This is a genomic window from Caballeronia hypogeia, assembly GCF_001544875.2.
GTDB classification, from domain to species: Bacteria; Pseudomonadota; Gammaproteobacteria; order Burkholderiales; family Burkholderiaceae; genus Caballeronia; species Caballeronia hypogeia.
The window spans coordinates 21,772-43,361 of record NZ_FCOA02000042.1 but is presented as its reverse complement, the minus strand read 5'-3'; the positions used below and the strand labels follow the sequence as shown (position 1 = coordinate 43,361).

Here is a 21,590-nt window from a genome sequence, read left to right as displayed (position 1 = left end):
TCTCTAACTCGATTGGTAGGAGACTCCGAACGCGATCATGGCGCGATCCACTGCCCTTTCCACGCATCGGCGTCTCTGCGAAACACCGCGCGCTCATGTCCGCGCGGCGACAGATCGAGCCAGTCGATCGCCTGAACCGATACCGTCACCACGCTGAAGTGCTCGTAGCCGTCGAACGGCGCGTGAGCTTCGTTCATCGCGACGTATCCCTGCTCGGGCGAGTCGATGGCGACTCCCGGCGCGAGCGGCGTCCGATAGACGATCAGACTTCGCTCGCGCGCCGTATCCCAATGCGCCTTCGTGACGCTGTCGTTCAACGACACGATTGCACGCCCTTCGAGCCGGATCTGAATCCCCGCACCGGAATCGCATGCGAGCAGCGCAACACGGTTATCGCGCGCGATTTCCGCGAGCTTGGTCGAGCGCGCATCGGTGTAAAAGACGACGGCGCCAGCGGTTTCGTCGACGCCGCGCAGCACCACGGTACGCATGCGAGGACCACCGTCGATGCCAATTGTCGCGAGGCTCAGCATCGTGAACCGCGAACGTGGCGCTGACGGATTCGCCGCATCGGCAAGCGACGACCACGCCGTTCGCACGACCTGCTCGAGCGACGAAGGCGACACGATCCGGTCGCTCATCAGATCGATCTCGTCACGCCGCCATCCACGCGGATGTTCTGACCCGTGATGTATCCAGCTCCATCGGATGCGAGGAACGCCACGGTCGCCGCGATTTCTTCCGCTTTGCCATAGCGCCGCAACGGAACGCTGTCGCGGCGTTCGTCCGTGGCCGGCAGGCTGTCGATCCAGCCCGGCAGAATGTTGTTCATCCGGATATTGAATGCGGCCTGTTCAGTCGCGAACAACTTGGTATAAGCAGCAAGACCCGCGCGAAACACGGTCGATGTCGGGAACATCGCGCTCGGCTCGAACGCCCACGCGGTGGAGATGTTCACGATGACCCCGCCGCTCTGCTTCTGCATGATCGGCGTGACGATGCGCGTCGGGCGGATCACGTTCATCAGATACGTGTCCATGCCTTTATGCCAGTCGTCGTCGGTGATTTCGAGCAGCGGCGCGCGCGGACCATGTCCGCCGCCGTTGACGAGCACGTCGATGCGGCCCCAGCGCTCCATCGTCAGCGCGACCAGTCGTTCGAGGTCCGCGTTCGACTGGTTCGATCCCGTGACGCCGACACCGCCCAGTTCGTTCGCCAGCGCCTCGCCCTTGCCGGAAGAAGACAGGATCGCAACGCGATAACCGTCCGACGCCAGCCGTTTAGCGGCCGCCGCGCCCATGCCACTGCCTGCGGCCACGATAACCGCAACTTTTTCTATCGTCATGATGGAAACTCCTGAGCGAGTTAGTATTCGAATTGCATCGATAAGATGCAGCCTGATAGCCAAGCGTAGCACTGACTCCCCGTGCACAAGCGATAGCTTTTCTGACGGTTTGCAGTAGAAAAACTACTCCATGAACGATTCGAAAGATTCGAACGATCCGCTTCCTTCGCTCAACGCGTTGCGCGCCTTCGAGGCCGCGAGCCGGCATTTGAGCTTCCGGCGCGCGGCGGAAGCTCTCGGCGTGACCGAGGGCGCCATCGGCCAGCATATACGCGGGCTGGAGAGCGAGCTCGGTGTGAAACTGTTCGAGCGCCGCCCTCGCGCGCTGATCCTGACGGACAACGGCCAGCTCTATGCGTCCACGGTTCGCCGCGCGTTCGACTTGCTGATCGATGCGACCCGCGCCATCCGCCCCCAGTCGCTGAAGATCGCGATCAGCGTGACGCCGACGTTCGCCGCCAAATGGCTCATTCCGCGCTTGCCCGATTTCACGAATATGCATCCGGGTATCGATCTGCGCATCGTCGCTTCGGACCGGCTGTCCCACTTTCAGTCTGACGGCGTGGATATCGCGGTGCGTTACGGCTCGCCGCCATTCGGTCCCGGTCTTGCCGCGGACCTGCTGTTCGAGGACGTGCTGATCGCGGTGGCGCACCCGAGACTGCTGGCAGACCAAGCGCGGGATCACGACCGGTTTCCCGACAAGGTCGCGCTGCTTCACGACGCGCATTCCATGTGGCCGCAATACCTGACGCGCGTGACCGGCCGGCCTGGCACGTTGGACCGGAAGAACATCCGCTTCAATCAGACGGCGCTCGCCGTCGATGCCGCGATGGAAGGACAAGGCATCGCGCTCGCGCATCCGGCGTTCGTTTCGCGGGATATCGCCGCGGGCCGGCTCGTGCGCGTGGGCGATGCAGAACTCCTGACCGGAGCGGGGTTTTATATCGTGACGCCGCGCAAACCGGTTCATCGCGAACCGGTCGCGACGCTGAGGGAGTGGCTCCATGGTCAGGCCGCTTCGGCACTCTCGCCCGTCTCGAGTTGATTGTCACACCGACAGCGCCGTTCAGCGGCTGGCACGGCATCGGCGAAAGCGAAGGGCGGCAAGCGGCAGAGTCCTGCCTTCCGCACCCACGATTAAGTTAATCACCCACATACGACGAGCTGCAACTCCCTTTCTCACATAAGCGCACAACGCGTTGCCTTTCCGTAATCGACACTCCGTGATTCATTCTCCGCGATGCAATTGATCGAGAAGACTGAGAAACAAGTCGAGCGCGCGCGTTCGCGGCCGTGAGCTTTCGATGATCGCGCTAATGGTGTTCTCGTACTGCGGACCGTTCGGCATCATGGCCAAGGCATGCCGCTTGACGAAAGACGCCGCATAGAACTGCGGCAGCAAACCGACATAGTGTCCTGACAACAACAGCATCGCAACCGCTTCCAGACCCGACGCTGTCGGTCCTCGCTGCATCCCGAGCGTGTTGAGGGCTTCGTGCACGAACGGTTGCGATCGGTAAACCAGCGGCAGCGTCGCGGCGTTGCGCAACTGACGGCGAGCGACATACAAACGTTGCCGTTCAATGAACAGCGGCGAGTAGTGAAAGCCCGCTTCGCGACGATACATACCGCGAATGGCGACCTGCACGCGACGTTCGCGCAAGGCCAGATCGAGTTCGTTGAACGTCATCACGCGCAGTTCGATATTCACGTCCGGCGCCTGTTCCTTGAAAGCCGCGAGTGCTTCGGTCAAATGGCAGCCCTCGTCGTGCACGATGTGCTCCACCATGCCGATCGACAGCGTGCCGGACAACACGCCTCGCACCGCATCGATTTCCGGGCGAATGCGTTCCAGCGACATCAACGCATCGCGCGCGAGATCCAGCGCTACCGTTCCCGCATGCGTAAGCGCGAATCCCGACGGTCCACGTTCGCACAGCCGCGCACCAAGCGTTTGCTCCACCTCCCGAATATGCCGGCTGATCGACGCCTTGGACATATTGAGCTGCTTCTCCGCAGCGGCGAAACCGCTGGCCTGCGCGACGGCGCAAAAGATCCGCAACGAACGCAAGTCGCGTTCGCTGAAGTCGGGACGCTTCTCGGCGGCCATTCGGGGCGAGGTTCGATCATTCATTGTCTACCGCTTCCATGAAGGCAAAGGTTACGTTTTTCGAAACCATACCGATAAAAAAATCATTTTTCACTCTCTTTATGGCGACATACATTCGGATGAATGGTGAAACGCGCGCAGTCGCGACGCCCACGCCGCAATCGCGGCATCCACACGTTCATACGCGGAGAAAGCAATGAAAGACTGGTCCAGACGTTCCTTCGTCAAAGCGACGCTCGCCTCGGGGATGGCGCTCGCACTGCCGACCATCGCGCACGCGGAAGGCGGCACGCTCGCCGACATCAAGAAGCGCGGCAAGCTGGTGGTCGGCACGGAAGCCGCGTATGAGCCGTTCGAATTCGTCGAGAACGGGCAGATCGTCGGCTACGGCCACGATGTGCTCGAACTCATGGCGGCGAAGCTCGGCGTCAAGCTCGAACAGATGAATCTGCCTTTCCAGGGTCTGTTGCCGGGCCTGATGTCGCACAAGTTCGACTTCGTCGCGACGAGCGTGGGCATCACGCCCGAGCGCGCGAAGCGCTTCGCGTTCAGCGAGCCGGTTGGCGTGGTCCGTTCGGTGCTGATGGTGCGCGCCGACGACACTGCGATCAAACGCGACCTCGATATCGGCGGCAAGACCATCGGCACGCAAATGGGTTCGTCGTCACAACCGGTGGCGACCGAGTTCGAGAAGGAACTGAAGGACAAGACCGGCAAGGGTTATGCAGGCACGAAGCTGTTCCAGGCCTATCCGGATGTGTCGAACGCGCTCGCGAACAAGACGATCGACGTCGCGTTGATGCCCTCCAACATCGCCGCCGTGCAGATGAAGCGCCAGCCGAACGCGTTCCGCATCGCGGGCACGATCGGCCAGCCGAAGCTGCTGGCCTGGGTGGCCAATCCGAACGACCTAGAAATCCGCAAGTTCATCAACGATTCGCTCCAGCAATTCCGTGCGAACGGCAAGCTCGCCGCGTTGCAGACCAAGTGGTTCGGGGCGCCGATGGACACGCCGAGCAGCGACTATCTGCCGACCGGCGCGATCTGACGCGTCGCCATGTTCGACTGGATCGATAAAGGCGGCGTGCTCGCACCGCTGCTCGACGGCGTCGTCTCGGGCACGGCGCTCACGCTGGCGGCATCGGCGTGCGCGTTCGTGATCGGACTGGCACTCGGCATCGTGCTGTTGCTCGCGCGGATTTCATCGCTGGCGCCGTTGCGCTCGCTGGTCGTGTTGTGGGTGAGCCTGATTCGCGGCACGCCGGCGATCATTCATATGCTGATGGCCTACTACATGGTGCCGGCGCTGCTGAACATCTCCGTTTCGCCAATCACGGCAGGCATCGCGGCGCTCGCGTGCAACACCAGTGCGTACATCGTCGAGATTCTGCGCGGCGCGCTCGGCACCATCTCGCACGGCCAGCACGCCGCGGGTTACGCGATGGGCATGCGCGCCTCGCAGGTCTGGCGTCATGTGCTGCTTCCGCAAATGATCTACCGGTCGATCCCGCCGCTCACCAGCGAATTCACGATCCTGCTGAAGGCGTCATCGCTCATGTCGATCATCGCGGTGCCCGAGCTTGCAACGGTCGCACGCAACGCGACGCTTCAAACCGATCTGCCGTTGCAGGTCTTCACGATCACCGCCGCCGTCTACTTCGTGATTCTGTTTCTGATCTCGGCCGCTTCGCGACTTTGCGAAGGGCGCGTTGCGAGGATGTTGCCCCATGGCCATTGATTTTTCGGTCGTCCGCGAAGCGATTCCGCCGCTCATCGAGGGCTTGCGCATCACCGCCCTCGTCAGCGCGATCGGCATTCCGATCGGCATCGTTGCGGGAATCGTCGCGGCTTACGCGGCGCAATCGCGCACGCTGCTGCGTCCGCTCGCGCTGGGTTACGTCGAACTGGTGCGCAACATTCCGTACCTGATCCTCGTCTATCTGTCGTTCTTCGGCTTGCCGAAACTCGGCGTGAGCGCATCGGCGATGCAGGTCGCGATCGGTTGCACGGCGTTCTACGCAGGCGGCTACTTCTGCGAAATCCTGCGCGCCGCGCTGCGCAGCGTGCCGCGCGGCCAGACGCACGCGGCGTTCTCGCTCGGCATGACGTTCTGGCAGGCGCAGCGTCATGTCATCGCACCGCAGTTGTTCGGCTTCATCACGCCGCCGACGACCAGCCTCGTCATCATGATGTTCAAGGACTCGGCCATCTTCTCGGTGATGAGCCTGCCGGAGATGACCTACCAGAGCAACCTGCTCACCGCGGACACGTTCGCCTACGTCGAAGTGCTCGGCACGACGGCGTTGATCTACTGGATTTGCAGCGTGTTGCTGGCCGGCGTCGGACGCCGTCTGGAATCGGCCGTCGGGCGCCGCGCGCGCCCCGCCTGACGCACATCCCTCTTACCGGAGCTTTACGAATGACTCGATACACCGTTGCGCCGCGCGTCGGCCATCCGACCTTGCTGTACTCGGAACTGGATCTCGACATCGACAATCTCAAGGCCGATATCGCCGTGCTCGGCATGCCGTACGGCGCGCCTTATGATCCGTCGGATTTCAGCAACGATCAGACCAACGCGCCGTCCGCCATTCGTCAGGCGACGGACCGCGTCGTGCGCAAGCCGCATCACTACGACTTCGACATCGACGGTCCGCTGTTGCAGGGCCGCACCGATATCCGTTTCGTCGATTGCGGCGACGTCATTCCCGACCTGACCAAACCCGGCGAGCATTACGCGCGCGCCGAAGCCGCCGTGCGCGCCATCGCCGCGGGCGGCGCCATGCCGATCGTGCTCGGCGGCGATCACGGCATCACGACGCCGGTGCTGCGCGGACTCGACGCAAAAGGCCCGATCACGCTCGTGCACATCGACGCCCACCTCGACTGGCGCGACGACGTGAACGGCGTGCGCGAAGGCTTGTCCAGCCCGATCCGCCGGGCGTCGGAAATGGCGCATGTCGATCGCATCATCCAGATCGGCTTGCGGGCGCAAGGCAGCGGCCGTCCCGAGGAACTCATCGCCGCGCGCGAATACGGAGCGGACCTCATTACCGCGTACGAGCTGCATGACATCGGCATGGAAGCGGTGCTCGCGCGCATTCCGGAGGGCGGCAACTACTACCTGACGATCGACGCCGACGGCCTCGATCCCTCGGTGATGCCGGCCGTCGCAGGCCCCGCGCCCGGCGGCGTCACGTTCGTGCAGGCGCGCAAGCTGATTCATGGCCTGGTGAAGAAGGGTCGCGTGGTCGGTATGGATATCGTCGAGATTCAGCCCGAGAAGGACGACGCGAACCTCATCTCGTGCGTGACCGCCGGACGCCTGATTCTCAACCTCATTGGCGCGTCGATCCGCGCCGGATACTTCGACAAATGACGACGCCGATCATCGACATTCGTGGCATCGACAAGTGGTACGGAACGCATCACGTGCTCAAGCAATGCTCGACGCACGTGAAGAAAGGCGAGATCGTCGTCGTATGCGGTCCTTCCGGCTCGGGCAAGTCGACGCTGATCAAGACGGTCAATGCGCTGGAGCCGTTCCAGAAAGGCGATATCGTGGTGGACGGCACGTCGCTCGCCGCGAAGTCGACCGATCTTCCGATGCTGCGCAGCCGCGTCGGCATGGTGTTTCAGCATTTCGAGCTGTTCCCTCATCTCGACCTGACGCGCAATCTCACGCTCGCACAGCGCATCGTGCTCGGCCGCAACGAGGACAAGGCGCGCGCGAAAGCGCGCGAGCTGCTCGATCGCGTGGGCCTGTCCGCGCATGCGCACAAGCACCCGGGGCAACTCTCCGGCGGCCAGCAGCAACGCGTGGCGATCGCTCGCGCGTTGTCGATGGACCCGATGGCGATGCTCTTCGACGAGCCCACCTCCGCGCTCGATCCCGAGATGGTCAACGAGGTGCTCGACGTGATGGTCGAACTCGCGCGCGAAGGCATGACCATGATGGTCGTCACGCACGAGATGGGCTTCGCGCGGCGCGTCGCGCATCGCGTGGTGTTCATGGAAGACGGTGCGATCGTCGAAGACAGTCCGACCGACGTGTTCTTCAACGACGCCGCCAGCCCCGCCGTCAAGCGCTTCCTCTCGAAGATTCTTCATCACTGATACTGCTTTCGACACGACATGACCACGCATACCCGCATCCGCAAGTTCAACACGCGCGAAACCTATCCGGAACAGAAGCTCGATAACGATCTGTGCCAGGCCGTGATCGCCGGCAACACGATCTATCTGCGCGGCCAGATCGGCCAGGATCTCGACACGCGCGAATCGGTCGGCATCGGCGACGTGACCGCGCAAACCGAAAAGGCCATGGCCAACGTCAAGATGCTGCTCGACGAATGCGGCAGCAAGCTCGAAGACATCTGCAAGGTGACGGTGTACATCATCGATCCGCGTTATCGCGAAGCCGTGTACAACGTGATGGGCCGCTGGCTCAAGGGCGTGTTTCCCGTATCGACCGGCATCGTCGTGCAGGCGCTCGCGCGACCCGAGTGGCTCGTCGAAATCGACGTGATCGCGGTGAAGCCGGAATGACGCTCAGCCGCAGCGCCGAATTGCTGAGAACGCTGATCGCGTTCCCGACGATCTCGCGCACGCCGAATCTCGCGCTCGTCGAACACGTCGCGGACATGCTCGGCGCGGCGGGCATCGCGTGCACGCTCGTCCGGAACGATACCGGCACCTGCGCGAATCTGTTCGCGAGCACGGGACCGGCGCAGGCGCCCGGCGTGATGCTTTCGGGCCATACCGATGTCGTGCCCGTCGAAGGCCAGGCGTGGACGATGCCGCCTTTCGAGGCGACCTTGCGCGACAACCGCGTATACGGTCGCGGCGCCGCCGACATGAAAGGCTTCGTCGCGTGCGCGGTCATGGCGATGCTCGACGCGTCGAAGCGCACGCTGCGAAAGCCGCTGCAACTCGCGTTGTCGTACGACGAGGAAATCGGTTGCGTCGGCGTGCGCCGTCTGATCGACGTGCTCGAGAACGCGCCGGTGCGGCCCGGACTGTGCATCGTCGGCGAACCGACGATGATGCAGATCGCGACCGGCCACAAGGGGAAGGCGGCGTACCGCGCGATATGCTGCGGCGAAGAGGGTCACTCGGCGCTGGCACCGAACTATCGAAACGCCATTCACGTCGCGACCGACTGGATTGCGGCAATGCGCGCGGCGCAAACGAATCTCGCGCGGCATGGCGCGCAGGACGACGGCTACGAAGTGCCCTATTCGACCATTCACGTCGGCACGATCCACGGCGGCAAGGCGCTCAACATCGTGCCGAACGAATGCACGCTCGAGTTCGAAATTCGCACGCTTGCGAATGACCACGCAACGACGATCCTCGACGATATCCGCATGCATGTCGTGAACGGCGGCGGGACCGCGCTGCCGGACATCGAAGAGGTCAATGCCTATCCGGGACTCGACGAGCAGATCACGAGCGATGCGGTGCGCTTTCTCGAAGCCTTGTTACCCGCAGAGACTTCGAAACGAAAAGTCGCTTTCGGCACGGAAGGCGGCCTTTTTTCTTCACGGCTAACAGTACCGACGCTGGTGTGCGGTCCCGGCGACATCGCCGTCGCTCACAAGCCGGATGAATATGTCGCGCTCGCGCAACTCGACGCGTGCGATGAATTCCTCGCGCGCTTGATCGATCGTCTGGTCTAAGGTTGCCGAAACCACCGTCGATTGGGCACATACAGTTCCGGCATCTTCCAGGAGCTGTCGATGAAGCTTGTCGAGCGCCCGCAGAGGTAGCGGGTCGATGCGGTCGAGTCCAAGCACCGCATCTTTCCCGCAAACCTCGGTGAGCAAATCGGCAATTTCCTCGGCCCACGAATTCGCATGCTCTTCTGACCGCGACCCCGGCTGGTGAAAAGATGCTCGCTCACGCTCGTGCGATGCTTCGCCTCGAGAACGTCGCGCTGAACGAATTCTTACGCGAGCCGATTGCCGGTGAGATTCGCATCGGCGTGCCAGCCGCCTATGCCCCCGCCCTTTTGTCTTCGGCCCTTCCTTATCTTCACGACATTTTTCCTGCCGTAGTCCCCTCTGTAGAGTGCGATCTGATTCGGAAGCTTCGGCGAAAGATTGAAAACAATGAGCTGGACCTGGCGATACTGACGCAGGATATGGACATAGATTCGGGCTTGCCGCTTTGGGAGGAGAAGCTGGTTTGGGCGGAGCCTCTGCAGAGCGAGCAGCGCGCCGACAGCTATACGGCATTCGGACTGTTGGACGTCGATTGGGTCTTACGTGACATGACCTTGTGGCCTGCTGCCCAGCAGGCGCCCCTGCATAGAATTGCATTTCGCTCGGGTAATCTGCCCAGCATTGTGTCAGCTGTTGAGAAGGGGCTCTGCTCATCCCTTCGTTTTCAAAGCTCGCTGAGCCCGACATCCGCCGCCTCGAGCAAACTGAAGCTTACTCCGGTTGGCGATCAACTGAGAATCAGACTGGCGATCGCGACTGACAAAAAGCCTGGACTGGATTGAATCGCCGAGTTTCTCCAGACGCAACTGCTTCTATCTGTTCGTCGAGCGGAAACAACCTCGTGAACGCATGGCCTCATCAGCCGAGCTCGTCCGAAGTGAGGACAATTGTCCGGGAGCCGCGCCGACGAGCCCGGACAATCTTCACCTTCGCCTTACGTACCAATGCGCTCAAGGCGTCTGCAATGCACCATCCATCAAACGCGTCTGCGTCCAGTGCGTCACGTTGCGTTCGCAGGGGTATTTGGCCGCTTCCTTCTCGTCGATATCGACACCGAGTCCGGGCTTGTCATTCGCATAAACATAGCCGTTGCGGAACTCGGGGAGTCCCGGGAACACGTCGAGCAACGCGGCGCGCGGTCCTTTCAGCTCCTGAATGACGAAGTTCGGCGGCTCCGTGCCTGACCACTCCTGCACGCCAAAATTGCGCGACGCCAGATCGATATGGATATTGGCAGCATGCGCGAGCGGTGACATATCGCCCGGACCGTGCCAGGCGGTGCGCACGCCGAACTGCTCGGCGAAGATCTGCAACTTGCGCCCGGCTGTCATGCCGCCTATCTGACTCAGGTGCACGCGGATGAAATCAATCAGCCGCTCGGTGATCAGAAAGCGCCACTCGTACGGGTTGTTGAACAGTTCGCCCTGTGCAAGCGGAGTCGTGGTCTTTTCGCGAAGCTGACGCAGCCACTCGCCTTCCTCGAGCGCAATCGCATCTTCGAGAAAGAACAGCTCGAACGGCTCCAACTCACGCGCGAAGCGGATCGCTTCCACCGGCTTCAATCGCTCGTGAACGTCGTGACACAGCTCGACATCGAAACCGATCTTGCCGCGGATGCCGTCGAACAGCTTGAGCGTGTCACGAATGTACTTGCGGCTGTCGAGGTAGATGCCGTCGGGCGCGCCTTGCGGGGCACCCGTTGGTGCGCGGCCGAAACCGCCACCGCCATATCCGCCGCTCTGGCAACGGATATGCGTGATGCCCTGCTCGCGATAGCGCTGGATGTTATCGCACAGTTCGGCGAGGTCGCGTCCGTCGGCATGTCGATAAATCGGCACGCCTTCGCGCACTTTGCCGCCGAAAAGCTGATACAGAGGCATGTTCGCCTGCTTGCCCTTGATGTCCCACAACGCCATGTCGATGCCGGAGATCGCGTTGTTCTCGATCGGGCCGTTACGCCAATAGGCGTTCTGGTGCATCAATTGCCAGAGTTCCTCGATCGCCTCGGCATCGCGCCCTATGAGGAGCGGCCGCAGATATTCCTCGATCAGACATTTGACCGCCAGGTGTCGATACGCGAACGTCGCGCAACCCAGTCCGTAGAGCCCGTCCTGATTCGTCTCGACCTTCACGACGATGAGATTGATGCCTTCCGGCGCGGTCAGAATGACTTTGACGTCAGTAATCAGAGTTGCCATGGTTTTATTTCGCGAGAGCCGAAGGGACCGATTTTTTTCCTGAACTTCCCGACGGCGTCGAGCGCTCGCCCGAGTGCGCCGGCACGAGCATCATCAAAACGACTGACGCGAAGAGCGCCGCAGCCATGAATGCGTAGGACGCCGCGGGGCTGCCGGTTGCTCCGTTCAGGTAGCCGACCACCCACGAGCCGAGGAACGCGCCAAGCGCGCCGCTGGCATTGATGAACCCGATTGCGCCGCCGAGCACGTTGCTCGGAATCAGCTCCGGCACGAGTGCGAAAAAGGGCCCGTAAGGCGCATACATGGTCGCGCCGGCGATCACGAGCAACACGAACGACAGCCAGAAGTTCGAGGTGCCCACGAGATAGGAGCCGACGAACGCAATGGTTCCGATCAGCAGCAACGGCCAGACGAAGAGTTTTCGATTGTTCGTCTTGTCGGAGAGCCACGAGGCGAGCAGCATCAGCACAATGGCCGCGAGGTAGGGCACCGCCGCAAGCCAGCCAACCGACACGATATCGATCGTCGAAGCCGACTTCAGAATGGACGGCAGCCACATGATGAAGCCGTACACGCCGATACTCCACAGCGCATGGATCGCACAGCACTTGAGGACGATCGACGACCGGAACGCGGCCTTGTAGTCACGCACCGGCGCGATATGCGCCTGCTCCGCTTTCAGGCGTGCGTCGAGTTCGGTCTTCTCGGCGTCGGTCATCCAGTTCGCATCGGCGGGCTTGTCCTTCACCGTGAACCACCACACGATCGCCCATGCAATCGCGGGCACGCCTTCGAAGATGAACATCTCGCGCCAGCCGAAGCTCTTCACGAGATAGCCGGAGAGCACCGACATCCACAGCACCGTGACGGGATTGCCGAGGATCAGGAACGTGTTCGCGCGCGAACGCTCGGTGCGTGTGAACCAACGACTGATGTACATCAGCATCGACGGCATCACAGCCGCCTCCACGATGCCGAGAATGAAGCGCAGCGCCATCAGCATCGGGATATTGCTGACCATGCCGGTCAGCGCCGCGCACGCGCCCCACAGCAGGAGGCTCGCGAAGATCAGCTTCTTGACGCTGTTCTTCTGTGCGTACATCGCACCGGGAATCTGGAACAGGCAATAGCCGAGGAAGAACAGCGATCCGATCAGCGACGAGGTTGCATGTGTGATGCCGAGATCCTTGTCGATGCCGGCTGCCGCCGCGAATCCATAGTTCGCGCGGTCGAGGTAGGCGAGGCTGTAGGTGATGAAGATGATGGGCATGAGATACCACCATCTTTGCGGCGCCACGGTTTTGACGTGATCCATGATGTCTCCGGAAATCGTAATCGACGGAATTTATTTGATCGACGTGATCAAAGGACGGCGAGCCAGCCGCCATCGACATAAATGATTTGCCCGTTCACATAGCTCGATGCGGCCGACGCCAGATACACCGCCGTGCCGACGAGTTCTTCGGGCTTGCCCCAGCGTTGCGAGGGATTGCTGCTCTTTACCCACGCGTCGAAGCTCGCGTTGTCGACGAGCGCCTGGTTCATGTCGGTGAGGATATAGCCGGGGCCGATCGCGTTGGCCTGAATGTCATGCACGGCCCATTCGGCGCTCATCGCCCGTGTGAGCATCTTGATGCCGCCCTTTGCTGCCGTATAAGGCGCAACGGTCGCGCGGGCGCCTTCGCTCGTCAGCGATCCGATATTGATGATCTTGCCGCCGCGTCCGCGCGCGATCATGCGCCGCGCCGCTTCCTTCGCGACGATGAACGCGCTCGTGAGATTGGTATCGATCACGCGTTGCCAGTCGGCGAGCGCGAGTTCGATCATCGGCTTGCGGAACTGAATGCCCGCGTTGTTCACGACGATGTCCACGTCGATGCCGTCTTCGTCCCACGCCGCGAATGCAGCGGCAACGGATTGCTCGTCGGTGACATCGAATGCACGGCCGCGCGCGTCGAAGCCTCGCTCGCGCAAGCGGATGACCGCTGCATCAACCGTATCGGCCTTCGTTCCGTTGACGATGACGCGTGCGCCCGCATCCGCGAGCCCTTCAGCTAACGAATAGCCGATGCCCCGCGCCGAGCCGGTGACGAGCGCCGTGCGGCCGCTCAAATCGAATAACTTCGTCATACTTATTTCCTTATCGAATGCATCAAATCGTGGGCGCGAACGTGCCCGCGCAGCCTGGTAGACAGGCTGCGGTCTTGTCATGACGTACCGAAAACCGCGTTACAGCGGCTTGTCGTTTGCAGTGCGGACCAGTGTCGCCCGATCGTCGAAGTCCTTTTCGGCGCGCTCAATCAGCCTGAGCACGGCCTGCTCGGCCGCTTGTGCGTCGCCTTGTTCGATCGCGATACACAGCGCTTCGTGCATCGGCAGCGAACGCGCCGGCCCGCCCTCGATCTCCGAACTGAGTTCGAAGCTCGTGCGCAAAATCGCGGAAAGCGCGTTTTGCATCTGCTGAATGAACTGGTTGTGGCACGCGGTCAGGATCGCGCCGTGGAAGGCGAGATCCGCGGGCACGTATTCTCCGCGGCCCGCCACCGCGCGCTCCATCGCTTCGAACGCGCGCCGCACGGCTACGCGATCCTCGGGCGTTGCGCGCTTTGCGGCGAGCTTGGCGGCGTTCGGCTCGATGATCGTGCGCAACTCCATCAGGTCGGCGACCAGATCGGCATCGACCGCCCCGGCGCGCGCGCGCCACGTAATCACGTCGGGATCGAACAATTGCCACTCCGAGCGCGGCAGCACGATGGTGCCGTGACGACGGCGCACCTGAAGCATGCCCTTCGCGGACAGCGACTTCATCGTTTCGCGAATGGTGATGCGGCTCACCTGCATCTGCTCAGCTAGCTCGTCCTCGGCGGGCAGGATGTCGCCCGGCTGGAACTGGCCCGAGCAGATCTGCTCGCCCATTTTGTTCAATACCTGCCTGTGTAAGGTCGCCATGTCATGTCGCTCTAGGTCATACGTATGATCTGGAATGTACTGGCGATCGACAGTTTTTAACAATCCGGGTTGACCCGGATCGCGGTGCACGAGGAACAAGCCCATTCAGGATGCACAGGGACGGCGGCCTGTATAAAATATTCCCTGATCCTCCCCCTGTTCGACCACCGAGGCCGCGCCGCTCCATGAACGCTATCGCATCTAAAGCCTGAAAAGCCAACCTGTCGCTCCTTCCGCGTCAATGCTCGCAAATTCATTTTGTATAAAATATTCAAGTAAGGTAGGATTTCGCCATGGGATGTCTCCCTGTGTTGCGCGGCCTCCTGCCACTAACGAATCCTCGAAGGACACACGATGAGCGACAACATCTTCACGGGCACCATTCCGGCCCTCATGACGCCCTGCACGGCTGACCGCACGCCCGATTTCGACGCACTCGTCGCCAAGGGCCGCGAACTCGTCGGCCTCGGCATGAGCGCTGTGGTGTATTGCGGTTCGATGGGTGACTGGCCCCTGCTGAGCGAAGCGCAGCGTCAGGAAGGCGTGGCGCGTCTCGTTGCCGCCGACATTCCGACGATCGTCGGCACGGGCGCGGTCAACTCGAAGGAAGCGGTCTCGCACGCCGCGCACGCGGCCGAGGTCGGCGCGGGCGGCCTGATGGTAATTCCGCGCGTGCTGTCGCGCGGCTCGTCTCCGGCTGCGCAGAAGGCGCACTTCGCCGCCATCCTCGAAGCCGCACCGAACCTGCCCGCGGTCATCTACAACAGCCCCTATTACGGCTTCGCCACGCGCGCCGATCTGTTCTTCGAACTGCGCGCGAAGCATCCGAACCTCATCGGCTTCAAGGAATTCGGCGGTGCCGCGGACATGCGGTACGCTGCCGAGCACATCACGAGTCAGGACGATCAGGTCACGCTCATGGTCGGCGTCGACACGCAGGTGTTCCACGGCTTCGTCAACTGCGGCGCGACGGGCGCAATCACGGGTATCGGCAATGCGCTGCCGCGCGAAGTGCTGCAACTGGTCGATCTGTGCCGCAAGGCCGCCAAGGGCGACGTGACCGCACGCCGCCAGGCGCGCGAACTCGAAGCCGCGCTGAACGTGCTCTCCTCGTTCGACGAAGGCACCGACCTCGTGCTGTACTACAAGTATCTGATGGTGCTCAACGGCGACAAGGAATACACGCTGCACTTCAACGCGACGGACGTGCTCAGCGACGCCCAGCGCCGCTACGCCGAAACGCAATACGCGTTGTTCCGCAACTGGTACGCGGGCTGGTCCAAGGAAGTCAGCGCGTAAGGCCTGAATTCCGTATCGGTCGATGCGGCCAGCGAAAGCTGGCCGTTTTGCCTTGATCGATCGGCAATAAAAATCTTGAGTCTCGCGAGTCGCGTCGCCGGAAACCTTGCCCGAGACGGCCTCGTACGGCCGCCAAACTGAATTTCGGCGATCTCTCAGTGATATAATTTATACAAAATTAGAAGCGCCGTCGGGCTTCTTCGTCGTCGAATCAGATAAGGCTTTTCGCAATGAATTCCACCGCATCAGCCACCCGCTTCTCAGCAGCCACAGTCGCGGAGCGGGCGGCCGATGAGCTTCGCCGCAAGATCATGTCAGGTGACTTGCCCGAGGGCTTTCAGCTTCGTCAGGACGCGCTCGCGGCCGAGTTCGGCATCAGCCGCATTCCCGTGCGCGAGGCGCTGGTGCAGCTCGAAGGCGAAGGGCTGGTGCGGATCGTCCCTCACAAGGGCGCAGTGGTATCGGAGTTGTCCATCGACGAGATCAGCGAGTTGTTCATGTTGCGCGGATTGCTCGAACCGCTGCTGCTGAAGAAGTCGGCGCCTAAGCTCACGCAGGCGGACTTCGCCGAACTCGATGCCATTCTCGGCGAATACAAACAGGAACTGCACGCCCAACATCCGAACCGTTGGGGCGAGTTGAACACGAGACTCCACGACGTGCTGATGTCGCGCGCCGACCAGCCACGCACGATGGCGATCGTCACGAGTCTATTGCAGCAGACCGATCGTTATACGCGCTTGCAGTTGTCGTTGAGCGCGCAGAGCTGTCAGCGCGCGGAAGAAGAGCATGGCGAGCTCGTGCGTCTGTGCAGCATCGGCGATGTGCGAGGCGCCGCGTCGCTGTTGAAACGGCATATCGAGCACGCGTGCAAGGAACTCGAGGAATTCATTCTGTCGCGCAGGCGTCTGTGAATGAGCGTTTTATCGCGATGCAGCGCAAGGAATTCCGACGAAATCAGGCTCACCCTTGCCGCCGCGCCCGCCCGCGCACCGACTCGCTGATCGCATCGCGAACGCATGCCGACATCCATTCCAATGCGCGCGTGCGCGCGGCCCGAACTGGCGTCGCGATCACCAGCGGCTGAATCACCGTCGATTCCTGAATCGGACACTCGACCACCAGCGGCGATTGTGTCGCCGCCGGGCTCTGCGTAATCAGCAGCGACACGCCGAGTCCGCTCGCGACCATCGCGCGGACCAGTTCGATCGACGTGGCGCGATATCGAACGTTCGGCGACAGCCCGCATTGCCAGAACGGCGTCATCAGAAAATCGCGACTCTGCGGCAAGTCGATCAGGATGAACGGCTCCGCCGCGAGATCGCGCAGCGACACGGCCCGCTTGCGTTTCGCGAGCCGTGAGTCTGCCGGCACGAGCCCGTAAGGCCGCAATTCGGCGAGACATTCCCGCTCGATGTCGTCGGGCAAACCCACGTCGTACATCAGCGCGAAGTCGATCTGCCGTTTCCGCAACCACGTCTCCAGTTGCGACAAATCCCCTTCGACAAAACGCACCGACAAGCTCGGATGACGCTCGCGCGCCAACTCAAGCGCACGCGGCAGATAAACGGGCGCGATGGTGCGAAACACGCCGATCTGTACCTCGCCGCCCTCTTCGTCGCCGACATCGCCGGTGGCAAACGCCGATGCCGACGCCAGCAGTTGCCGTGCCTCCGCGAGCTTGCGCTCGCCGAAATGCGTGAGCGTCATGCGCGTGCCGGCGCCGCGCGTGAACAACGGATCGTCGAACAGCGTTTCGAGCTCGCGGATTGCAACCGATATCGATGGCTGCGACACGTTGAGCTGGTTCGCCGCCGCGGTCGTGCTCCCGAGTTCGGCGGCGGCGACGAAATAGCGCAGCAGCCTAAGCGACAAAGCCATACGAAAATCCTATAAGCGTTAATTTATTCCGATATTTTATCTAATCGCCCTGCACGACCAGAATCATGACATCGGCCGATCTGGCCGGACTTCAGGAGACGATGCCGTGACTGTGTCCAGGCTGCCGTTAGACGGCATACGCGTGATCGATTTTTCCCGGGTGCTGGCGGGGCCGCTGTGCTCGGCGCTGCTCGGCGATCTCGGCGCCGACGTCATCAAGATCGAACCGCCGGGCGGCGACGACTATCGCGCGATCGGCCCTTTCGCACATGGCGAAAGCGGCCTCTTCAGCGCGATGAACCGCAACAAGCGCAGTGTCGTGATCGACCTGAAAACCGCTGATGGACAGATGCTCGCGCAATCGCTGTGCGCGCAGGCGGATGTCGTCGTCGAGAACTTTCGCCCCGGTGTCGCGCAGCGATTGGGCATCGGGTACGAGGCGTTGTCGGCGCGCAATCCGGCGCTCATCTACGCGAGCGTTTCCGGCTTCGGGCAGAGCGGTCCCGAGTCGCATCGGCCCGCGTACGACATCATCCTGCAAGCGCTTTGCGGGCTGATGGACGCGACCGGCGCGCCCGATGGCGAACCGACGCTCGTCGGCGATTCGGTATCGGATGCCATCAGCGGAATCTTCGCGTCGTGGGGCGTGCTGGCCGCACTCGTGGCGCGCGATCGCACGGGCGAAGGAACGCACGTCGACGTGTCGATGTTCGACGCCACGCTGAGCCTGACCGCCGCGCTCGTCGCGCGTTATGCGGCCACGGGTGTCGCGCAGTCGCGTGTCGGCAATCGTCATCCGACATCCGCGCCGTTCGGCGCCTATCGTGCCTCGGATGGTCACTTCGTCGTCGCGGTGCTCAACAACAAGCTGTTCAGCCGGCTCGCGGATGCGATCGGTCATCCCGAACTCGCCGACGATCCACGCTTCGCGAACGATACATCGCGCTGCACGCACGAAGCCGCGCTGCGTGCTTGCATCGAACGATGGGCAGCGACGCGCCCGGTCGATGAAGTCAATAAGGCGCTCGGTGACGCGGGCATTCCCGTCGCGCCGATCCAGACCATCCGGCAGGCGCTCGACAGCGAGCACGCACGCACGCGCGGTCTGCTCGTCGAGACCGACGCGGCCGATGGATCGACTTCGCGCCTGCCCGCGCAGCCGCTCAAATTTTCCGCTTACCCGAAGACATGCACGACGCGCGCGCCGCGCCTCGGAGAACACACGTCGTCGGTCCTCGCCGATGTGCTCGGCCTCGACTCGAATACAATCGCCGCATTCGCGGCAAACGGCATCGTTCGAACGAACGATACGGGAAAACTTCAGGAGAACGATCTTGCTTAAGCGACTGGGCGTCAACGACGCCGACCTCGAAATCGCGGACGCGATCGGCCGATTCGCGCAGGCCGAACTCGCGCCGCATGCAGCGCAAGTCGATCGCGAGGAAATCCCGACGACGCGTTATGTGCAAGCGCTCGCCGAACTCGGCGTGATGGGCATGAACCTGCCCGAGCGATGGAACGGCATCGGCGCATCGCCGGCGGCGATCGTGCTTGCGCTATCCGAAATCGCGAAGGCGTGCGCGGCCACATCGTCGATGATCGGCGCGCATTATCTGGCGACCGACTCAATTCTCATCGGCGGCTGCGATGCGCTGCGCGAGCGCTATCTCCCCGATGCCGCGACGGGCGCGAAGCTCGGCGCATTCGCGTTGACGGAACCGCAGGCCGGCTCCAATCCCGCAGGCATGACGACGCAAGCCTTGCGCGACGGCGACAGCTATCACATTCGCGGCGTCAAGCATTTCATATCGAACGCGGGCGCGGCGCAGTTCATCGTCGTCTATGCGAAGACTTCGGCCGACAAGGGCACGCGCGGCATCAGCGCCTTCGTCGTCGATCGCGATACGCCGGGCGTGACCGTAGCGCCGCCGGAGAAGCTGATGGGCATTCACGGCGCGCCCGCGCACGAGGTCGCGCTGGACTGCGTCGTGCCCGCCGCCAACCGTCTCGGCGACGAAGGCAGCGGCTTTCGCACCGCAATGAAAGTGCTCGACAACAGCCGCCTCGACGTCGCGGCGACGAGTCTCGGCATCGCGGAAGCGGCCTTCGGCGACGCGGTCGAATGGGCGAAGCAGCGTCACGTCGGCGACGAGCCGCTCGCGCACAAGCAAGGCCTGCAATGGACCTTCGCCGACATGAAGACGCGCCTCGAAGCCGCGTGGCTTCTCACGCTTCAGGCCGCCGCGCGACGCGCGGCAGGCGAGCCGTTCACCGAACTCGCGTCGATGGCCAAGCTCTACGCGTCGGAAATGGTGGCCTTCGTCACGGACGCCGCATTGCAGATACACGGCGGCTACGGTTTCACGCGCGAGATGCGCATCGAGCGTCTGGTGCGCGATGCACGCATCCTGCGCATCTACGAAGGATCGTCGGAGATTCAGCGCACGGTCATCGCGCGTTCGCTGTTCGCGTAACGCCGCATTCCCTCATGAAGTTCCTCACCGCTCAGGAGACGAGCATGGAACGCAAAACCACGACTGTCGATGACAACGCTTCGCTGATCGAGCGCAGGTCGATCGACTTCATTCCGGATGCCGAACGCCACGGCAATCTGTTCAGCCAGTTCACGCTGTGGTTCGGCGCGAATCTGCAGGTCACGGCGGTCGTCGTCGGCGCGCTCGCGGTCGTGCTCGGCGGCGACGTTTTCTGGTCGCTGATCGGGCTGCTCATCGGTCAGGTGATCGGCGGCGCGGTCATGGCGTTGCACGGCGCGCAGGGACCGCAACTCGGCCTGCCGCAGATGATCTCCAGCCGCGTGCAGTTCGGCGTGTATGGCGCGATCGTTCCGCTCGTGCTCGTGTGCGTGATGTACATCGGCTTCTCGGCGGGCGGGACGGTGCTCGCGGGGCAGGCCGTCGGCGAGTTGCTGCACACGGACAACACCACGTCGATTCTGATCTTCTCCGCGCTGGTCGTGCTGCTTACCGGCCTCGGCTATCGCATCATTCACACGATGGGTCGCGTGTCGAGCATCGTCGGCACGCTCGCATTTCTGTATCTGTTCGCGAGCCTGCTTCATGGTCATGCGCTCGACAGCCTGCTCGCGAACCGCCACTTCACCGTCGCGTCGTTCCTGCTGGCGGTCTCGTTGTCGGCGTCGTGGCAGATCGCTTATGGGCCTTATGTCGCGGACTATTCGCGCTATCTGCCGAAGTCCACGTCCGCGCTCCGGACCTTCCTCGCCGTGTTCAGCGGCACGGTGATCGGCGCGCAAGTTTCGATGACCTTCGGCGTGTTGGCCGCCGCGCTCGCCGGCGAGCGCTTTTCCGGGCACGAGGTCGCGTTCATCGTCGGACTCGGCGCGACCGGCGCGATTGCCGCCGTGCTCTATTTCACGATCGCGCTCGGCAAGCTGACGATCACGACGCTCAACGCATACGGCAGCGTGATGTCGGTCGCTGCGATCGTCACAGGCTTCGGCGGGCAGCGCGAGATCTCGGCGCGCACGCGGTTCGTGTTCGTGCTGCTGAGCGTCGCGGCATCGAGCGGACTCGCGCTGCTCGGGCAGCACTCTTTCCTGAAGGCCTTTTCTTCGTTTCTGCTGTTCCTGCTCGTGTTCTTCACGCCGTGGAGCGCGATCAATCTCGTCGACTATTACTGGGTCACGCGCGAACGCTACGACGTGCCCGCCCTCTTCGATGTCGATGGCCGCTACGGCCGATGGAACCTTGCCGGCATCACGGTTTATGCGATCGGCGTGCTCGTGCAAATGCCGTTCGTCGCGACGGGCTTCTACACTGGTCCATGGGTCGATGCGCTCGGCGGCGTGGATGTGTCGTGGATCGTCGGGATCGTCGTGCCGGGCGTGCTCTATTACGCCGTGTCGCGCTTCGCGGGCTCGCATGCGCCGGAGCGGCTCATCGTTCCCGGTCCGATGACCGACGCGGATTGAAGCACTTCTCATGCATGCGATGCATGCCTGATTTCCGGCCTCGGGATTTACCCCCGACACGCGCGTTGCGCCTCAAAAAGCGCGACGCGCATTGTTATAATCTTCTCATCCGACGACCAGAATCTAA

General features: G+C 62.4%; 22 protein-coding genes. 14 read left to right on the top strand and 8 right to left on the bottom strand.

The features are described 5' to 3' along the window. Positions 1-35 precede the first annotated feature (35 nt). Both AWB79_RS34540 and AWB79_RS34535 read right to left on the bottom strand, forming a co-directional pair. Entirely contained in the window at positions 36-641 is a 606-nt protein-coding gene (locus tag AWB79_RS34540) for a pyridoxamine 5'-phosphate oxidase family protein (protein WP_061171949.1), read from the bottom strand. Then, on the bottom strand, positions 641-1,345 hold the full coding sequence (locus AWB79_RS34535) for an SDR family oxidoreductase (RefSeq protein WP_061171948.1): 705 nt from the start codon (positions 1,343-1,345) through the stop codon (positions 641-643). The genes AWB79_RS34540 and AWB79_RS34535 overlap by 1 nt, the downstream gene beginning before the upstream one ends. A 130-nt stretch (positions 1,346-1,475) precedes the next feature. Between AWB79_RS34535 and AWB79_RS34530 the strand changes: the two genes are divergently transcribed. Next, a complete protein-coding gene (locus AWB79_RS34530) occupies positions 1,476-2,393 on the top strand; it encodes a LysR substrate-binding domain-containing protein (RefSeq protein WP_061171947.1) in 918 nt (305 codons plus the stop codon). A 183-nt stretch (positions 2,394-2,576) separates the two neighbouring features. Here AWB79_RS34530 and AWB79_RS34525 read toward each other — a convergent pair whose 3' ends face one another. Beyond that, positions 2,577-3,482 (bottom strand): LysR family transcriptional regulator, encoded by a 906-nt coding sequence (locus tag AWB79_RS34525; protein WP_082862558.1) that lies wholly within the window; start codon positions 3,480-3,482, stop codon positions 2,577-2,579. Positions 3,483-3,654: 172 nt separating this feature from the next. On the opposite strand from AWB79_RS34525, the gene AWB79_RS34520 reads away from it, so the two are divergent. The 8 genes from AWB79_RS34520 to AWB79_RS34485 all read left to right on the top strand — a co-directional run bounded on the left by AWB79_RS34520 (position 3,655) and on the right by AWB79_RS34485 (position 9,966). Beyond that, a complete protein-coding gene (locus tag AWB79_RS34520; protein ID WP_061171945.1) occupies positions 3,655-4,506 on the top strand; it encodes a transporter substrate-binding domain-containing protein in 852 nt (283 codons plus the stop codon). Positions 4,507-4,515: 9 nt separating this feature from the next. Next, complete coding sequence (locus AWB79_RS34515) at positions 4,516-5,196, top strand: amino acid ABC transporter permease (protein WP_061171944.1); 681 nt, start codon at positions 4,516-4,518, stop codon at positions 5,194-5,196. Beyond that, positions 5,186-5,848, top strand: coding sequence for an amino acid ABC transporter permease (locus tag AWB79_RS34510; protein ID WP_061171943.1), 663 nt, complete (start codon positions 5,186-5,188; stop codon positions 5,846-5,848). Before AWB79_RS34515 ends, AWB79_RS34510 begins: the two co-directional genes overlap by 11 nt. Positions 5,849-5,877: 29 nt before the next feature. Further along, positions 5,878-6,837 (top strand): agmatinase, encoded by a 960-nt coding sequence (locus AWB79_RS34505; protein WP_061171942.1) that lies wholly within the window; start codon positions 5,878-5,880, stop codon positions 6,835-6,837. Then, positions 6,834-7,574 carry an amino acid ABC transporter ATP-binding protein gene (locus AWB79_RS34500; protein ID WP_374728584.1) on the top strand — a complete coding sequence of 247 codons (741 nt, stop codon included), beginning with the start codon at positions 6,834-6,836 and terminating at the stop codon, positions 7,572-7,574. The genes AWB79_RS34505 and AWB79_RS34500 overlap by 4 nt, the downstream gene beginning before the upstream one ends. Before the next feature lie 18 nt (positions 7,575-7,592). Further along, positions 7,593-8,006 (top strand): RidA family protein, encoded by a 414-nt coding sequence (locus AWB79_RS34495; RefSeq protein WP_061171941.1) that lies wholly within the window; start codon positions 7,593-7,595, stop codon positions 8,004-8,006. Next, entirely contained in the window at positions 8,003-9,139 is a 1,137-nt protein-coding gene (gene argE / locus AWB79_RS34490) for an acetylornithine deacetylase (protein WP_061171940.1), read from the top strand. The genes AWB79_RS34495 and argE overlap by 4 nt, the downstream gene beginning before the upstream one ends. A gap of 233 nt (positions 9,140-9,372) precedes the next feature. Beyond that, positions 9,373-9,966: a LysR family transcriptional regulator substrate-binding protein gene (locus AWB79_RS34485; protein ID WP_157695913.1), complete on the top strand. Its 594-nt coding sequence runs from the start codon at positions 9,373-9,375 to the stop codon at positions 9,964-9,966. Between the two features lie 168 nt (positions 9,967-10,134). Here the strand turns inward: AWB79_RS34485 and AWB79_RS34480 are convergent, their stop codons facing one another. From AWB79_RS34480 to AWB79_RS34465, 4 genes are all read right to left on the bottom strand, one after another. Further along, positions 10,135-11,382 carry an enolase C-terminal domain-like protein gene (locus tag AWB79_RS34480; RefSeq protein ID WP_061171938.1) on the bottom strand — a complete coding sequence of 416 codons (1,248 nt, stop codon included), beginning with the start codon at positions 11,380-11,382 and terminating at the stop codon, positions 10,135-10,137. 4 nt (positions 11,383-11,386) lie between these two features. Further along, complete coding sequence (locus AWB79_RS34475; protein WP_061171937.1) at positions 11,387-12,697, bottom strand: MFS transporter; 1,311 nt, start codon at positions 12,695-12,697, stop codon at positions 11,387-11,389. Positions 12,698-12,744: 47 nt separating this feature from the next. Continuing rightward, entirely contained in the window at positions 12,745-13,512 is a 768-nt protein-coding gene (locus AWB79_RS34470) for an SDR family oxidoreductase (RefSeq protein ID WP_061171936.1), read from the bottom strand. A gap of 99 nt (positions 13,513-13,611) precedes the next feature. Continuing rightward, positions 13,612-14,331, bottom strand: coding sequence for a FadR/GntR family transcriptional regulator (locus AWB79_RS34465; RefSeq protein WP_061171935.1), 720 nt, complete (start codon positions 14,329-14,331; stop codon positions 13,612-13,614). Between the two features lie 354 nt (positions 14,332-14,685). On the opposite strand from AWB79_RS34465, the gene AWB79_RS34460 reads away from it, so the two are divergent. Beyond that, entirely contained in the window at positions 14,686-15,630 is a 945-nt protein-coding gene (locus AWB79_RS34460) for a dihydrodipicolinate synthase family protein (protein ID WP_061171934.1), read from the top strand. A 230-nt stretch (positions 15,631-15,860) separates the two neighbouring features. Next, positions 15,861-16,544: a GntR family transcriptional regulator gene (locus AWB79_RS34455; protein ID WP_061171933.1), complete on the top strand. Its 684-nt coding sequence runs from the start codon at positions 15,861-15,863 to the stop codon at positions 16,542-16,544. Between the two features lie 49 nt (positions 16,545-16,593). Here the strand turns inward: AWB79_RS34455 and AWB79_RS34450 are convergent, their stop codons facing one another. Then, complete coding sequence (locus tag AWB79_RS34450) at positions 16,594-17,511, bottom strand: LysR family transcriptional regulator (RefSeq protein WP_061171932.1); 918 nt, start codon at positions 17,509-17,511, stop codon at positions 16,594-16,596. 106 nt (positions 17,512-17,617) lie between these two features. On the opposite strand from AWB79_RS34450, the gene AWB79_RS34445 reads away from it, so the two are divergent. From AWB79_RS34445 to AWB79_RS34435, 3 genes are read left to right on the top strand one after another with little or no spacing between them, the layout of a single operon-like run. Further along, positions 17,618-18,853: a CaiB/BaiF CoA transferase family protein gene (locus AWB79_RS34445; protein ID WP_061171931.1), complete on the top strand. Its 1,236-nt coding sequence runs from the start codon at positions 17,618-17,620 to the stop codon at positions 18,851-18,853. After that, positions 18,846-19,985 (top strand): acyl-CoA dehydrogenase family protein, encoded by a 1,140-nt coding sequence (locus AWB79_RS34440; protein ID WP_082862557.1) that lies wholly within the window; start codon positions 18,846-18,848, stop codon positions 19,983-19,985. The genes AWB79_RS34445 and AWB79_RS34440 overlap by 8 nt, the downstream gene beginning before the upstream one ends. A 44-nt stretch (positions 19,986-20,029) precedes the next feature. Next, complete coding sequence (locus tag AWB79_RS34435; protein WP_061171962.1) at positions 20,030-21,463, top strand: purine-cytosine permease family protein; 1,434 nt, start codon at positions 20,030-20,032, stop codon at positions 21,461-21,463. Positions 21,464-21,590 lie beyond the last annotated feature (127 nt).

Bases quoted from the DNA above. Each gene is read 5' to 3' on its own strand.
- AWB79_RS34510 (WP_061171943.1), top strand. From the start codon at position 5,186: ATGGCCATTGATTTTTCGGTCGTCCGCGAAGCGATTCCGCCGCTCATC.
- AWB79_RS34480 (WP_061171938.1), bottom strand. From the start codon at position 11,382: ATGGCAACTCTGATTACTGACGTCAAAGTCATTCTGACCGCGCCGGAA.
- AWB79_RS34520 (WP_061171945.1), top strand. From the start codon at position 3,655: ATGAAAGACTGGTCCAGACGTTCCTTCGTCAAAGCGACGCTCGCCTCG.
- AWB79_RS34475 (WP_061171937.1), bottom strand. From the start codon at position 12,697: ATGGATCACGTCAAAACCGTGGCGCCGCAAAGATGGTGGTATCTCATG.
- AWB79_RS34455 (WP_061171933.1), top strand. From the start codon at position 15,861: ATGAATTCCACCGCATCAGCCACCCGCTTCTCAGCAGCCACAGTCGCG.
- AWB79_RS34505 (WP_061171942.1), top strand. From the start codon at position 5,878: ATGACTCGATACACCGTTGCGCCGCGCGTCGGCCATCCGACCTTGCTG.
- AWB79_RS34540 (WP_061171949.1), bottom strand. From the start codon at position 641: ATGAGCGACCGGATCGTGTCGCCTTCGTCGCTCGAGCAGGTCGTGCGA.
- AWB79_RS34435 (WP_061171962.1), top strand. From the start codon at position 20,030: ATGGAACGCAAAACCACGACTGTCGATGACAACGCTTCGCTGATCGAG.
- AWB79_RS34465 (WP_061171935.1), bottom strand. From the start codon at position 14,331: ATGGCGACCTTACACAGGCAGGTATTGAACAAAATGGGCGAGCAGATC.
- AWB79_RS34450 (WP_061171932.1), bottom strand. From the start codon at position 17,511: ATGGCTTTGTCGCTTAGGCTGCTGCGCTATTTCGTCGCCGCCGCCGAA.
- AWB79_RS34470 (WP_061171936.1), bottom strand. From the start codon at position 13,512: ATGACGAAGTTATTCGATTTGAGCGGCCGCACGGCGCTCGTCACCGGC.
- AWB79_RS34485 (WP_157695913.1), top strand. From the start codon at position 9,373: ATGCTTCGCCTCGAGAACGTCGCGCTGAACGAATTCTTACGCGAGCCG.
- AWB79_RS34515 (WP_061171944.1), top strand. From the start codon at position 4,516: ATGTTCGACTGGATCGATAAAGGCGGCGTGCTCGCACCGCTGCTCGAC.
- AWB79_RS34525 (WP_082862558.1), bottom strand. From the start codon at position 3,482: ATGAATGATCGAACCTCGCCCCGAATGGCCGCCGAGAAGCGTCCCGAC.
- AWB79_RS34530 (WP_061171947.1), top strand. From the start codon at position 1,476: ATGAACGATTCGAAAGATTCGAACGATCCGCTTCCTTCGCTCAACGCG.
- AWB79_RS34500 (WP_374728584.1), top strand. From the start codon at position 6,834: ATGACGACGCCGATCATCGACATTCGTGGCATCGACAAGTGGTACGGA.
- AWB79_RS34495 (WP_061171941.1), top strand. From the start codon at position 7,593: ATGACCACGCATACCCGCATCCGCAAGTTCAACACGCGCGAAACCTAT.
- AWB79_RS34460 (WP_061171934.1), top strand. From the start codon at position 14,686: ATGAGCGACAACATCTTCACGGGCACCATTCCGGCCCTCATGACGCCC.
- argE (WP_061171940.1), top strand. From the start codon at position 8,003: ATGACGCTCAGCCGCAGCGCCGAATTGCTGAGAACGCTGATCGCGTTC.
- AWB79_RS34535 (WP_061171948.1), bottom strand. From the start codon at position 1,345: ATGACGATAGAAAAAGTTGCGGTTATCGTGGCCGCAGGCAGTGGCATG.